This window comes from Nonomuraea sp. NPDC005692 (genome assembly GCF_040631115.1).
Lineage (GTDB): Bacteria > Actinomycetota > Actinomycetes > Streptosporangiales > Streptosporangiaceae > Nonomuraea.
Genome location: NZ_JBEXYU010000007.1, coordinates 255,262 through 269,076, shown reverse-complemented (window position 1 = coordinate 269,076; position 13,815 = coordinate 255,262). Strand labels below are relative to the sequence as shown.

The following is a 13,815-nucleotide window of genomic DNA, read 5'->3' as shown; positions in this document are numbered from 1 at the left end:
CACGCCTCTTCACCTTGCCGGCTCTCGCAGCTTCGCAGGGGAACCCGTGTCCGCCGGCACGGGATCGGTCTCGGTACGGGTTCGCCTCGGAGGCGCAACCAGTCGCCGGCAACGCCGCCCCACAGCCCGGGCCGCGGCCAGGGCGCTCCGGACGGTGACGGTGTCGAGGCGTCCGGCGGGCGGGCTGTCGGGCGTCCAGGCGATGGCCAGCATGCCGCCCAGCAGGCCAAGGATCATGCCGAGCAGGAAGCCGCCCAGGTTGGAGTAGACGAAGGACGCCAGGGACAGCAGCACCGCGATCAAGCCGAGGAACAGTCGCTGGCCGGGCTGCAACCACACGAGCATGCCCGCGATGATCAGGGTGAGAGCGATCAGGTAGCCGGCACCCACCGTGGCGAACATGACGGCCACGGGCAGCGCGTCGAGCGCGAGCGGGATGGACAGCAGTTCCAGCCCCGCCGCCACGATGAACAGCCCGCCCCAGAACGGCCGGGAACGACGCCACAGCTTCATGATCTTCCATCCTTCGTCTCACGTCGCGCCCCCTGCCGCGCGCAATCCAGGCCCGTCCTGCCTCAGTAGCACTCGTGCTCGCCGCGCGACACCTTCAGGTCGAGGTCGGGCAGGCTGAACGTCGCCGCCGTGACCGCCCTGGCGCCCAGCCTGACGTTACGCAGGGTGACGACTCTCGCTTGGCTGCCGAACGTGCCGGCCGGCCCCCTGCCGGCGGGAACCTCGTCCAGGGTGCCGGCATCCCGGCCCAGTTCCAGGTCCCGGATGGAGGCGGCCGTCTGTCCCGCCACCACATCGATCACCAAGTTGTCGATGTCGACCTCGTCACCGCCCCGGCCGCCGGTCAGCTGGAGCGTTATCGTGCCCACGGGCGTCTTCACCAGCGCGCTCGTGCACAGGCCGGTGACCGCGGCCCGCCGAACGCCGGTCACGATGACGGGGAACACTTGGCCGTTCTCGGTCCGGTCCACGTCGGTGGCCAAGGAGAAGCCCTGGCCGCGCAGCTCGCCGGCGAACAGTTTGAAGCTGTTGCCGGAGACCGCGAACGTGGCGCCGATGACCCCCTGGGCTGTGGCACCGACCAGCAACGACGTCATCGCCGCGACAGGAGCGAAGAGTAGACCGAAGCGCTTCCAGCACACGCGGCCCTGCTCGGCCATGAGGCGCTCCCTTCACACCGGCTTCCGGACGAGCCAGCGATCCGTTACAGACAGTCATACTCCGGTCTATTGCCGAGCATGTGCGACGCCCTCGGTATTCGTCGGCATACACGCCGGACGCCGCGGGTTATGGCGTGAGGCTGGGCAATCTTGCCGAAAGCCAGAACGGCGGTGACCGGCCACAACGGTGAGTACTCCGGCCAGCCGTGGTTCGGGCAGGCCTTCACCTACGAGGCCGCCGTGATGGAAGGCTCCACAGGCCTTATCGGCCATACCGGGCAGGCCAGGCTGCTCTGGTGAACCCGCACGATTGCCCCGCCAGGCCAGGGCACCCCGTCGTGAACGCTCACACCGGGGTGTCCCGGCTCACCCGCCGGTCGAGCGATCTCGGACCGCCGGCGAGACGCCGCCGGGACCCGGCCGCGGTGAAGTAGCCGGCAGGTCCGGCCGGCCCACCGGGGCCGTCGACGAAGCCGACGCGGGGTTGCGGTGCCGGCGAGTGCCTCGGCGAGGGGGCGCCGACCGGCACCCCACAATGACGTCGGCAAAACCCGCACGCGAGAGCCCCCTTGGACAGACAGGTTGAAGATCAACCTTAGGTCAGGGCGCTGAGGCCGTGGCGGGTTCGGGCGCGGCCGGGCTCGGGGCCGGAGCCGGGCGGCGTACCAGGGCGATCGTCGCCACCGCGGCGGCGAGGGCGATCGCCGCCGCCGTCATGGTCGCGGCGTTGAGGCCGGCCGCGTATGCGGCCGGGACGACGGTCGCGTCGGAGACCTGGCTGATCGCCTGCGCGGCCTGGCCGCCGGTGAGAGCCTCCGTCATGGCGGCGGGATCGCTCACCTCGCCCTCCAGGGAATGTTGCAGCGTCGCACGGAAGACGCTGCCAAGCACCGCGATTCCCAGCGCGTAGCCGAGTTGCCTGAACGCGCTGACAGCACCGGCCGCCATCCCGCTTCGCTCCGGGGAAACGGAGCCCATCGCCGCCGCCGTGACGTTGGGGAGGGCCAGTCCGACGCCGATCCCGGTGATCGCGAACCCGGGGATGACGGCGGTCCAGCCCGATCCCGCGGTCAGCACCGCCTGGCTCAGCGTCCCGATCCCGATGAGCAGCATTCCGGCGCCGACGGCCCACCGGGGTGACACCCGGTGGAGGAAGCGCCCGGTCAGCCAGGAGGTCACGAACGACAGGCCGCTCATCGGCAGGATGACCAACCCGGCCTCGATCGCGCTCAACCCTTGGACGGACTGCAGCCACAACGAGGTGTAGAGCAGGTAGGCGAAGGCCGCCCCCGACATCACCAGCGAGGCGATCATGATCCCGGCGAACGTCGGGTTGCGGAACAGGCGCAGGTCCAGCAGGGGATGCCGGGCATGGATCTCGACCACGACGAAGGCAATCAGGGCGGCTGTCCCGATCGCGACCATGCCGAGCGTCGTCGCCGAGGTCCATCCGTTCTCTCCCGCCTTTGTCAGCGCGTACGTCACCGCGCCGGCGGCCAGGACGAAGAGCGCCGTTCCGGGCAGGTCGATCCGCCGGGCCGCCGGGTCGCGCGACTCGCGAACCACCCTCAGGGTCAGCCCCACGGCCAGTACGCTGACCGGCAGGTTCACCAGGAAGATCCACCGCCAGCCGAACTCGTGCGTCACCAGCCCGCCAAGGAGCGGCCCGACGCCCGCTGCCGCGCCGTTCACCGCCCCCCAGACGCCGAACGCCACTCCCCGGTCGCGTCCCTCGTAGGAGGCGTTGACCAAGGCGACGGTCGTCGCGAACATCATCGCCGCGCCGGCGCCCTGCACCGCCCGCGCGCCGACGAGCACCACCGTGTCCGGGGCCAGCCCGCAGACCAGTGACGACAGCGCGAACAGCGCCAGCCCGCTCACGTACACCTTGCGGCGTCCCACCAGATCGGCGAGCGCACCCGCACCCATCAGCAGCGCGGCCAGCACCAGCGCGTAGACGTCCATGACCCACTGCAGCGAGGAGAACGACGACTTCATCCCCATCGCCATGTCCGGCAACGCCACCGTCACGATGTTGACGTCCACCAGCAGCATGAACGCCCCGAGACAGACCGCCGTCAGCGGCCACCACTTGCCCATGTCAGTCCTCCGTAGATCATTGCGGACCGCCAGAGCGGTCAGGCGGCAACGATCGCGGATGAACCGCGAGAGATCCATCCAGGAGGCCATAAATCCATAATTTCGACATCTTTTACTCTTGAATGGTGAATTCCTCCATCGGCGCCGTTGCCGACGCCCTCGATCGCAAGCTCATCCACGCGCTGCAACTCGACGGTCGGGCACCGTTCAGCCGTATCGCCGACGTCTTCGGCGTCTCCGACCAGACGATCGCCCGCCGCTACCGCCGATTGCGCTCGCAGGGGCTGCTGCGCATCGTCGGCGTCCCCCCGGCCAACTACGTCGCCCACGGCCGATGGCTCCTCAGGCTGCGCTGCGCGCCCGGCGCAGCGCAGAGCGTCGCCGCCACCCTGGCGCGGCGTCCTGACACCGCCTGGGTCCAGATCGTCTCCGGCGGCACAGAACTGCTCTGCATCGCGCGTACCCGCAGCCAGGTCGAGAGCGAGCAACTCCTGCTGGACGGGTTGCCGCGCGGTAATCGGGTCGTCGCCGTCGCCGCGCATTCGGTCCTGCACACCTATTACGGCTCGCCCGGCAGGATCCGCAGCCTGGAGGCTCTCAGCCCCGAGGAGGTCCAGCGGTTGAGCCCCGAACCGGCGCCGGAGATCGACGACATCCAGCGTCTGGATCCTGGCGACCAGCGGCTCCTCGACATCCTGGCCCGTGACGGCCGGGCCGGCCACGCCGAGCTCGCCGCCGCGACCGGCTGGTCGCAGTCGACCGTCGGACGCCGTCTCGACCATCTGCGCGGCATCGGCGTGCTCCACTACTACGCCGAGTTCGATCTCCCATACGTCGGCTTCCACACCGCGGCCCGGTTGTGGGCGACGGTCGCCCCCGCGGAGCTGGTCGCTACCGGGCAGGCGCTCGCCGGACACCCCGAGGTCGTCTTCGCTGCGGCCACCACCGGGCCCACCAACCTGGCCGTCCAGGTCGTTTGCCGTGACTCCCGCGAGCTCTACCGTTACCTCACCGGACGGGTGGCCGCCTTGAAGTCGATCGGCCACGTCGAGACCGCCCCCATCGTCCAGGACGTCAAGCGCGTCGGCGCAGTCCTCGACCCGGCCTTCCTGGATACGCCGCGCCGCTGACGGCTGAGGCGTTCAGTCCCTGGAACGCCTCTTCGAGGGCGCGCCGCGCCACCGCTGCCACAGGACGGGAAGACCGGTGCCGAATATTGGCTGAGTTCCTGAACTGGGCGTGATCAGATGAGTGCTCTCATGCGTGTTCGGCGTTCGGGGGATCGGCTCGGTGGCGGCCGGGGTGTCCGTCGTCTCCGCTGGGGGTGGCGTGTTCGCCCAGTCCGGCGCGGCGGGCCTTGACGATGGCGTCTGATCTGGTGGTCACCTGAAGTTTGGTGAAGATGTTGGAGACATTGTTGCGGACGGTCTTCTCGCTCAGGGCCAGGGCGTCGGCGATGGCGGCGTTGAGTTTGCCGGCGGCCATGAGGTCGAGGATGTCGCGTTCGCGTGGTGACAGGGACGGGAACGGGTGGGCGGGGTTGCGCACGTCGGGCTGGAGGAAGGAGGCGATGCGGGCGGCGGCGGTGGCACCGAGCAGGGCCTGGCCGGCGGCCACAGCCGTGATGGCCCGGATGATGTCGTCGGGCCCTGAGCCCTTGACGACGTAGCCGCGGGCTCCGGCGCGCAGGGCCGCGAAGATGGAGGTGTCGTCCTCGAGCATGGTGAGCATGAGGATGCCGGTCGAGGGCAGGTCGGCGAGTATGCGGCGGGTGGCGGTGATGCCGTTCGTGCCCGGCATGTGGATGTCCATGAGGACGACGTCCGGTTGCCGGTGGAAGCAGAGCTCGATGGCCTGCTGACCGTCGGCGGCCTCGCCGACGAACTCGAGGAGTGGACTGTCCTCGACCAGTTGGCGCAGGCCTGAGCGGAAGATCGGGTGGTCGTCGGCCACCACGACGCTGATCGGGCGGGTGTCGGTCATGACGTCTCCGCGGGCGTTCGTGCGGGGCTGAGGGGGAGGGTCGCGCGAATCGTGGTGCCGTTCGGGGTGGCGCGTTCGACCAGGCAGGTGCCGCCCAGTTCGGCGGCGCGTTCGCGCATCGAGGTGATGCCGACGCCGGCGCGGTAGCCGTCAGGTATGCCGATGCCGTCGTCGTTGATCTCCAGGTGCAGGGCGGTGCCGGCGCTGATCCGTACGGTGCCGCGGCCGGCGTGCGCGTGGCGGGCGGCGTTGGTCATGGCCTCCAGGGCGATCCGGTAGGCGGCGACCTCGACGGCGGCGGGCAGGACGGGTTCCTCCTGCGGCCCCTCGACCACGAACGGCCCAAGCGTCCTGGCCTGCTCGCGCAGGGCGCCGATCAGTCCCAGCTCGTCCAGGGCGGGCGGGCGCAGGCCGTACACGAGCCTGCGAATCTCGGCGACGGCCTCCTGGACTTGCGCGGTGAGCTCGTTCAGCTGCCCGGCCACGGCGTCGGCGTCGGTGGCCAGCCGGGAACGCGCCCGCTGCAGCCCGAGCACCGTTCCAGCCAGCGCCGGCCCGAGCCCGTCGTGCAGGTCCCGGCGCAGCCGTCGCCGTTCCTCCTCCAGCGCGGACACCAGCCGTTCGCGTGAGCGCAGCAGATCGGCGGTGAGCGACACGGCGTGGCCGGCGGCGGCGATCTGGCCCGCCAGGCCGGACAGCAGCCGCCGCTCCCCGGGGGTGAATGCCCCGCCGGGGTCACGCCCGGCCACGGCGAGCGTACCGACCGTCTCACCTGCGAACACGAGCGGGAACTCCTCCGGCGGATCGCCGGACGGGTCTCCCGCGCAGGCCCTGACGTTCTGTCCGAGGCGGACTTCCACGTACGGGACGCGCAGCGCGGCCTGCACGGTGCGGGCGACGCTGGGCAGCACCTCTTCGGGGAGGGCGGCGGCCTCCAGTCGGCGGCTGAGCTGGACGAGCGCGCCGGCCGGGTCGTCCCGGTAGCCGTAGACGATCCGGTTGACGGCGCGTTGCAGGACGTCGCGCAGTGGCAGCGCCACCAGCGTCGCGGCGACGACGGCAAGGGCCTCGCTGACGGCCTCGGACGTCAGCAGCCGCACGACGGCCGCGACGCCCAGATACACCGTGAACACGAGCACGGTGAGCAGTCCGTAGGCCATCGTCGCGCTGAGCACCCGGCGGCCGTCGAACAGCCCGTACCGGCGGATCGCGACCCACGCCGTGCCGGCCAGCGCCAGCATGCCCGAGACCTCGGCGGGGGTGGCGTCTATCGACTCTCCTCCGAACGAGATGAGCGCGATGCATCCCCACCAGGCCGCCGCCAGCAGCCAGGCGGCGGGCTGCACCAGGTTCAGCGCGGCCAGCTGGCGCGGATCGGTGGTGCGGGCTCTCCTGCGGTGCACCGACCAGGCCGCGACCGTGGACAGTGGCGCCATGAGCGCGATCACGGCGGACAGCCCGGCCGCCGCCGTCCCCCACTCTCCCGCCAGCCCGGTCGGATTGTCGTGTTCGGGGAAGTCCGACAGCGTCGGCGACAGCAGCAGGCCGAGGAACAGCATGATGGCCTGCGCACAGCACAACCACAGGAACGGACGCCACCGCGGCGACGGTGGCCGCCCATCGGGGAACAGCAACAGCCCGAGCGTCGGTACGAGCCCCAGCGCCGGCACCCAGGGCCATCCGTCCAGCCATCCCGCCCATGCCGCGAAGGGGACGTCCGCTCCGGCGGTGTAGGCGGCCTCGGCCAGGAGGTAGCCGGTGCAGGCGAGCGGGAAGCCGACGCCGCTGGCCACGAGGATCCAGCCGACCGGGTTGCGCGGCTGCGACCGTGCCATGGCCGCCCCCACGACCGGCACCGACACGTACACGACCGCCACCACCGGCAGGACGATCGACCAGGCCCTCACCGGGTAGACGATCGCCGCCGCGGCGCAGGCCATCGTGAGCACGACCGCCGTCCCGCAGGCGGCGGTCGTGGCGGCGTCGACAGGAGCGGTATCCACGATGCCGCGATTATCACCCATCTTCCGCCGCGTCCCTAGGGAGCTCACGCCGCGACCTTCTGCCCGCTGCCGCGGCCCGGCCGAGCCGTACCAGTGCGCGAACCCGACCAGCCCGCCGACACCATGGCCTTCCTCCCATCACCAGACCCACGGCCGCGCCCGCGACCGGGGTCTCCACCGTGGAGCGTCGCGTGGTCCCGGCGACAGAGGCGGCGGTCCCGGCTCATCGGGACCCGGCTGACGAAGGCCGCTCGGGGGCGCGCCGTCACGCCACGCCGTCCTGCCGTGCCCCTCACGCGCGGCCGCCCCACAGCCCCCGGCCTGCTGTTTCCCGTGATTCCCGGACGGCCGGGACGGGCGCCTCTGTCGCCGGGACCACGCCGGAGCCGATGGTGGAGCAACGAGGACGCCCGAGCCTCCTGGGCACGGGCTCCCATCCATCAGCGATCAACGCACCCGGTCACAGGGTGGGACACGGTCTTTCCTCAGGACTTCGGTCCAGGAAGACGGAGTGCTCACCCGTCGGTGGCCACCAGTCCGAAGTCTGCCGGATGAACTCCGGCAGACCCGTCAACTCTCATCAGAAAGAGTCACCATGGCCTCCGCAACAGTCCGCCGCGCCCTCGTCGTCGCCCTGACCGTGGCCGCCGGCCTCCCCCTCACCGGAACCGGGATCGCCCACGCCGCACCCGCCTACTACAAGTTCGTCGCCGAGCACAGCGGCAAGTGCCTGGACGTACTGCACGGGAGCACCCTGCACGCCACCCCGACGCACCAGTGGCAGTGCCTGGACCGAGTGCTCAGCCAGCAGTGGGAGGCCCGCAAGTTCGACGACGGGTCGTACGTGTTCGTCGCCAGGCACAGCGGCAAGTGCCTGGACGTCGCCTTCGCGAGCACCGCGGGCGCGGCGGCCGTGCTCCAGGCCACCTGCAGTTACAAGGCCAACCAGCGGTGGCGGCTCAAGAAGAACGCCGACGGCACCATGCGCGTCATCGCCAAGCACAGTGGTCTGTGCCTGGACGTGGCCAACGTGGACCCCGCCAACGGCGCCAGGGTGGTGCAGGCCCGCTGCTGGGGCGGCGAGAACCAGAGCTGGCACATCAACAGGGTCGCCTAGCCGTTCTCGAAAACCGGGCTCCCCGCGCCGCTGCGGCGCGGGGAGGTCGTCCGGGACGAGGCCCCCGATGCACCGGCACCATCCGGTAACACCCCATGCCCTGACCGGGTCATAACCCCCTTAGCCAGGAGAGTCCACATGACAGGGAGAGAAGGAAGCAGCTCGCTGATACCCATAGTGGTCGCCGTCATCGGCCTGATCACGGCCCTCGTGACCTCACCGCTGTGGGGCGAGCCGGTATGCCAGGCGCTCGGGGTCTGCCGGGACGGCGGTATCCACTCCGCCTCGGCAGGCAGCCCCAAGAGTGGCCACAACCCCTCCAAGCAGTCGTCCAAGCCGACCAGAGGCACGGGGGAGTGGAGCTGCCCCGGTGGACTGTTCTGCGCATGGGACGGCGCCCAAGGCGCGGGCACCATGATCGTCCAAAAGGACGCCACCTGCAGCATGCACGACATCGGAAGCGCCGGCTTGGGGGACCGGCTGACCTCGTATCAGAACCGGACCGGCACGAGCGTCGCACTGTACAACTGGACGGGCGCCGAATGGCAACTACTCGTGAACGTGCCCGACGGCGCGAAGGGCGACATGCCACAGTCGGCGGACAACATGACTGACGCAGTGAAGATCTGCGCCTGACCAGCCAGGTCGGAGAGCGGGTGACGAACAGGCCGTGCCCGCCGGTCGGGTACTCCCGGGAACCGGCCTGGCGGCACGGAGGCGTCGGCGGCCCGCTGGTACTGGCGGACCGCCGAACCCCCGCCGTCGGACCCGCCGGCCTTCACAAGAAGCCGCCGCTCATCCCACCTGACCGGCTGACCAGCGGCTCGGCGGCCACGCCGGCGTGCCAGGCGGGAGTCTCCGGAGGCTCTCAGCCGATCAGGTTGTAGGCGGCGGCCACACTCAGATAGGCGAGCGCGGCGAGGACCACGACGGTGCAGTGAACCCGCCCGGCCAGGGTCCACCAGCCCTTGACCCAGGCCAGCCCGGCGGTGACCAGCGTCACGGCGGCCCCGGCCGCGGCCAGGACGGGCAGCGTGGTGATGGTCGTGAACAACGGGCTGCCGCCCAGGAAGAACTCGGCCTGGTTGGCGTCGAAGTCGGCGAACATCGCCACGAGGGATCCGGCGGAGGCCGTGACGAGCACCGCCGTGATCCACGCGGGCAGCCCGGCCAGGCGTGGCCTGCGAACCGGCCGCCGGCGCGCCGCCCGCCCGGCTCCGGCGGCAGCCCCGAAAGCACCTGCGGAGGCGGCGCCGTCACCGTCACCGGACCCGGCGCGCCTGCGACGGCGCCGCGCGAGGCGTACGGCATGCGCGAGGGGTCCGCCCACAGCCGACAGCAGCAGCACGGTCAGGCTCACGCCGAGCACGCCGAGATGCAACGTGGGCGACTGGTACCAGGCCAGGCGCTCCAGCGGCCCGGCCGGGTTCTCCGTGGCCAGCAGGCCGTCGGGGCGGAACCGGATGGTGCGGTAGCCGTTCTTCTCGCGGAACAGGGCGGGGGCGATCTGCGTCCACTGGCGGCTCTCGGTGGGGCCGAGCGCGACCGCGCCGGTGGTGGTCAGGAGGCCGTCGCCGCCCGCGCTGACCGTCACGGTGCTGGTGAGCGAGCTGAGCTTGCCCAGGTCGGTCATGTCGGCGGCCAGGGCCGTACGGTAGGTGCCGGTGTACTGGGCGACGTCGGGCAGCGGGCCCGGCGTGGCGTCCGCCGGGGCGGGGGCCGGGGCGAAGCGGTCGGCGAAGGCGTTGACCAGGGACCAGGCGGAGTCGGGGCCGCCCTTGCCGATGCCGTTGTAGGAGGCGTAGACGCCGATGCCCCGGTCGGGGATCAGCGCCATGATCGCGAAGTAGCCGGGAATGTTGCCCCGGTGCACCACCAGGCGCCGGCCGTTCCTGGTGTACTCCTGGAAGCCGTACCCCATGCCGGCGGTGCCCTCGGCGTTGCCGAAGTGGCGGCTCTGCATGAGCCGCACGCTGTCCGGCCTGAGTATCCCCCTGCCGCCGGTCAGCTGGGCCAGCATGAACGCGGCCATGTCGGTGGCGGTGGAGCGGAAGCCGGCTCCGTGCGGCGGCATGTGCCCGTATTTGGCCCCTTCGGCCCGGACCTGGTGGCCGTCCTGGAGACGGTAACCGGGGGCCAGTGCCTGGGCGACGGGACCGGGCTCCGGCTGGGTCATGCTGGAGCGCGTCATGCCGAGCGGGCGGAAGATGTTCTCCTGCACGTACTGGTGGAAGGGCAGGCCCGAGCGCACCTCGACCAGGTAGCCGGCCAGGCCCATCCCGTAGTTGGAGTAGACGGCCCTCGCGCCGGGCGGCCGGATCCGGGGCGGCTGGTGGTCGGCGAGGTGGGCGCCGAGCGGGTGCACATCACGGGCGGTGGCCGCGCCGGTGCCGAAGTCACCGCCGGCGAACCCGGCGGTGTGGGTCAGCAGGTTCGCCATGGTGACCGGCCGGCCCGGGTAGGCATCGTCGATCTTGAACGTGGTGAGGTACTGGTTGACGTCGGCGTTCAGGTCGATTCGGCCCCGTTCGACGAGCTGCATGACGGCGGTGGCGGTGATCAGCTTGGCCACCGACGCGGGGGCGAAGACGGTCCGCTCGGGGTCCACGGGACGGCCGGTCTCCACCTCGGCGACGCCGTACCCCTGGGCGAAGACCTGACGGCCGCCCGCCACGACGGCGATCGCCGCCCCCGGGATGTGGTGCTCCTTGAGCTGGCGGGGCACGTAGGCGTCGGCGAACTCCCGTACCGACCGTGCCGGATCGGCCGCCGTCGCGGCGGCGGGGGCGCTCACCGCGAGCAGCGGCGCGGCGACCGCCAGCGAGCAGATGAGGGCACGCCGGCGGGATGATTTGCGTTCGAGCAGCATGAGCTGCTCTCCTTTCTGTAGGAACACGTACGCGTCAAAGGCACGCCGTCACGGCGTGGTCGTGCGGTTCCGCCGTCCGGGGGTGAGTTGCCGCTCGCCCCCGGACCTGTGTCACAGGCTCGTCAGTCGACGCTGAGCAGGATCCTCTCCATCGCCGCGACCTTCTCCGTCAGCTCGCCCAGCCTGGCCTGCACCTCGCCCTGCCGCTGCACGGCCTGCTCGGCCAGTTCGCGATATCTGGCCATCTCGGCCGTCAGCACGTCGGTGCGGTGCCGTTCGAACCGGAAGTAGAACGCCATGCAGGCCGTGATCGCGCCGAACAGAATCAGCACGACCACGATGGGGATCACGATGGAACCGATGTCGATCACTGCGGGGTCTCCTGCACCTGATGGGGTCCTTCCTCGTCGTCCGCGCGCAGAGCCGCGAGGACGGTGTCGATCGTCAGGGTGAGCTCGAAGGGCAGCAGCTCGATGTACTTCATCGCCTTGCCGTCGGCCGACAGCTCCAGCCGCCCTTCGACCAGCCCCGCCTTCTCCAGCCGCTCCAGATGCATGTAGAGCAGCGCACGGGACACCTTGATCCGGCGGGCCAGCTCGCTGACATGGATCCGGCCGCCGGCGAGCTCGGCGAGGATCTGCAACCTGAGTGGATGCCCGACCGCGCCGAGCAGGCGGAGCAACTCTTCGCTGGTCGGCATGTCGTCCTTGGAGAGGGTCTGTCTTGCACCTGTTAGTTCAGTCTTACAGGTGCAAGTGTACGCGTCAAACCGGCGGTGTGCCGCTCGGCCCGGAGGGCGTCTGGTCGCCCACGGGGACGTGGTGGCGGACGTTCGCGATGTGCCTGATCGGTCAGGAAGAGAGTGCGTCTTCCTGGCGCGGTGTGCCGGTTGACCTCGTCCGTGATCTGTGGGGCGACGTGGCGGTCATCCTCTGTTTCGCCGGACCGTTCGACGACTCCACGATCACGGACTCGCGGAACTCGGGATCAGCCATGAGCTCGCGCTTTTCGGCGATCCGCGAGGAGGCGTCCTCGGATGAGGCGGTCGGCATGAGGATCCAGCCGTCCCTGCCAAGCCGGGAGTGCGCGCCCCCGCCCAGGCCTACCACTCGACCACGATCAGCAGCGGTGTGTGATCGTCTGGGCGGGGTCGCGTGCCACGGTCCCGGGCGGCGGTTACGCAGAGGGCACTTGCTTCGATGCCTGGTGCCACATCGGGCCGGCACGGACCCGAGCGCCGGGCCTACTCCTTCGGCTCCCAGGCGCGGAGCAGGTCAAGCAGCCCTGCGTCGCCGTCAACGTGCAAGGAGGCGGCCGGGATACGGTCGTACAAGTAGAGGACCAGCTCACCGGCCGTGCCATGGACGGAGGCGCCGGCTGCGTCCGAGTCCTCGCCGGCAGTGGGCGTGGGGATGCGGGTAGAGCGTGCGCCGTCGCCGTCGACCGAGAGGCGCCAGGAGCGGCCCTCGGCGGCGTGGAAGTCGAAGGCCGTAGGCTTGTGCGGCCAGGCGATGGGCGTCGCGACGCAGGTGAACAGGAACTCCTCGACGCCGTCGAGGGCGACCTCGGCCGGCACCGGCTGCGGGGCGCCCCCGGCGAGCTGGGCGTCGTACGTGTGCACCGCGCTCTCCTGAACCCGGTGCCGGGCGACTCCGCCGGAGCTCCGTGGCGTCTGCAGGGCACTCCACCACGCCCAGCAGCCGGCGTCCGGTCCCGCCTCCCGCAGTACGCCCAGCAGTAGTTGCGTCGACTCCGTCAGCCAGGCCAGCAGGGCCTCGCGCTCCTGCGGCACTTCCAGGGCGGCGCGCGCAGCGGCGGCCTCGGCCGGGGGAGCGTCGGCAGGCCCCGCGCCGACGATGGCGGCCCAGAAACGGTCTCCACCACCCAGGTGCCTCACCAGATCGAACAGCGTCCACCCGGGACAGGTCGGCACCTGTGCGTCGAGACTGGGCGCGGCGGCGACCGTGGCGCGGAAGGCGGTCGACCGTTCATCGATCAGTCGCAGCAGGTCAGGGAACTCCAAGTTCTTTTCCACGCCGGATGTCTATCACCGTCGATCCCGGGACCGGTAGGCGGAGCGGTTCGGTCAATGCGCACGAGATCGCGTCGGCGTGTTCGTCGTCCTCTGCCCACAGGCCGACACGGGCGAAGCCGAGCCCCGCCGGAACGGCGATCTACCTGTCGCTCCTGTTCGCTCTCACCGAGGACCGCATCACCGCCGCCTTCCACCAGGCAGAGAACACCCCGGCGTTCCGATCAGCCCTGCACGACCCCGCGGTGACCGCGGACCCCAGCGCACGGCATCTGATCGCCGGCCTGCACGATGGATCCGGCGTCGACCTCAACAACACCTCCTACCTCGACCATCTCGACGCCCGCCTGGCCCGGCCCGTGCTGGACGGCATGGCCGGCGCGATGGACACCGTCTTCATCGTGGTCGGCTGCGTCATGGCCGCAGGGCTGGTGCTCGCCCTGTTCCTCAAGGACAAGACTCGTGACTGACCTGGAGATCTGGTCGCACGTGATGTGTCCCTGGTGCTGCATCGGCAAGTGGCGGCCGAGGAGGACCTT

At 70.7% G+C, this 13,815-nt stretch carries 14 protein-coding genes; 5 read left to right on the top strand and 9 right to left on the bottom strand.

Annotation, left to right across the window (positions count from 1 at the left end):
* Positions 1–9: 9 nt before the first annotated feature.
* Both ABZ459_RS18365 and ABZ459_RS18360 read right to left on the bottom strand, forming a co-directional pair.
* Positions 10–513 carry a DUF6114 domain-containing protein gene (locus tag ABZ459_RS18365; RefSeq protein ID WP_357971436.1) on the bottom strand — a complete coding sequence of 168 codons (504 nt, stop codon included), beginning with the start codon at positions 511–513 and terminating at the stop codon, positions 10–12.
* A 62-nt stretch (positions 514–575) separates the two neighbouring features.
* On the bottom strand, positions 576–1,172 hold the full coding sequence (locus ABZ459_RS18360) for a DUF6230 family protein (protein WP_357971435.1): 597 nt from the start codon (positions 1,170–1,172) through the stop codon (positions 576–578).
* Between the two features lie 171 nt (positions 1,173–1,343).
* Here ABZ459_RS18360 and ABZ459_RS18355 point away from each other — a divergent pair, with 171 nt between their 5' ends.
* Positions 1,344–1,472 carry a hypothetical protein gene (locus ABZ459_RS18355; protein WP_357971434.1) on the top strand — a complete coding sequence of 43 codons (129 nt, stop codon included), beginning with the start codon at positions 1,344–1,346 and terminating at the stop codon, positions 1,470–1,472.
* A gap of 300 nt (positions 1,473–1,772) precedes the next feature.
* Here ABZ459_RS18355 and ABZ459_RS18350 read toward each other — a convergent pair whose 3' ends face one another.
* The gene (locus ABZ459_RS18350) at positions 1,773–3,272 is read right to left on the bottom strand and encodes an MFS transporter (protein WP_357971433.1); all 1,500 of its coding nucleotides are present in this window, start codon (positions 3,270–3,272) and stop codon (positions 1,773–1,775) included.
* Positions 3,273–3,394: 122 nt separating this feature from the next.
* On the opposite strand from ABZ459_RS18350, the gene ABZ459_RS18345 reads away from it, so the two are divergent.
* A complete protein-coding gene (locus tag ABZ459_RS18345) occupies positions 3,395–4,402 on the top strand; it encodes an Lrp/AsnC family transcriptional regulator (RefSeq protein WP_357971432.1) in 1,008 nt (335 codons plus the stop codon).
* Positions 4,403–4,529: 127 nt separating this feature from the next.
* On the opposite strand, the gene ABZ459_RS18340 is transcribed toward ABZ459_RS18345, so the two are convergent.
* Positions 4,530–5,255: a response regulator transcription factor gene (locus ABZ459_RS18340; protein WP_357971431.1), complete on the bottom strand. Its 726-nt coding sequence runs from the start codon at positions 5,253–5,255 to the stop codon at positions 4,530–4,532.
* Positions 5,252–7,258, bottom strand: a complete 2,007-nt coding sequence (locus ABZ459_RS18335) for a GAF domain-containing sensor histidine kinase (RefSeq protein WP_357971430.1) — start codon at positions 7,256–7,258, stop codon at positions 5,252–5,254. The genes ABZ459_RS18340 and ABZ459_RS18335 overlap by 4 nt, the downstream gene beginning before the upstream one ends.
* A gap of 595 nt (positions 7,259–7,853) precedes the next feature.
* Between ABZ459_RS18335 and ABZ459_RS18330 the strand changes: the two genes are divergently transcribed.
* Entirely contained in the window at positions 7,854–8,375 is a 522-nt protein-coding gene (locus ABZ459_RS18330) for an RICIN domain-containing protein (protein WP_357971429.1), read from the top strand.
* Positions 8,376–8,513: 138 nt separating this feature from the next.
* Positions 8,514–9,011, top strand: coding sequence for a peptidase inhibitor family I36 protein (locus ABZ459_RS18325; protein ID WP_357971428.1), 498 nt, complete (start codon positions 8,514–8,516; stop codon positions 9,009–9,011).
* A gap of 232 nt (positions 9,012–9,243) precedes the next feature.
* On the opposite strand, the gene ABZ459_RS18320 is transcribed toward ABZ459_RS18325, so the two are convergent.
* The 4 genes from ABZ459_RS18320 to ABZ459_RS18305 form a co-directional block, all read right to left on the bottom strand.
* Positions 9,244–11,244, bottom strand: a complete 2,001-nt coding sequence (locus ABZ459_RS18320; protein ID WP_357971427.1) for a serine hydrolase domain-containing protein — start codon at positions 11,242–11,244, stop codon at positions 9,244–9,246.
* Between the two features lie 122 nt (positions 11,245–11,366).
* Entirely contained in the window at positions 11,367–11,615 is a 249-nt protein-coding gene (locus ABZ459_RS18315; protein WP_352326865.1) for a hypothetical protein, read from the bottom strand.
* The gene (locus tag ABZ459_RS18310; protein WP_357971426.1) at positions 11,612–11,944 is read right to left on the bottom strand and encodes a winged helix-turn-helix domain-containing protein; all 333 of its coding nucleotides are present in this window, start codon (positions 11,942–11,944) and stop codon (positions 11,612–11,614) included. The genes ABZ459_RS18315 and ABZ459_RS18310 overlap by 4 nt, the downstream gene beginning before the upstream one ends.
* Before the next feature lie 543 nt (positions 11,945–12,487).
* Complete coding sequence (locus tag ABZ459_RS18305; RefSeq protein ID WP_357971425.1) at positions 12,488–13,279, bottom strand: maleylpyruvate isomerase family mycothiol-dependent enzyme; 792 nt, start codon at positions 13,277–13,279, stop codon at positions 12,488–12,490.
* A 242-nt stretch (positions 13,280–13,521) separates the two neighbouring features.
* Between ABZ459_RS18305 and ABZ459_RS18300 the strand changes: the two genes are divergently transcribed.
* Positions 13,522–13,746 carry a hypothetical protein gene (locus ABZ459_RS18300; RefSeq protein ID WP_357971424.1) on the top strand — a complete coding sequence of 75 codons (225 nt, stop codon included), beginning with the start codon at positions 13,522–13,524 and terminating at the stop codon, positions 13,744–13,746.
* The last annotated feature ends 69 nt before the right edge of the window (positions 13,747–13,815 follow it).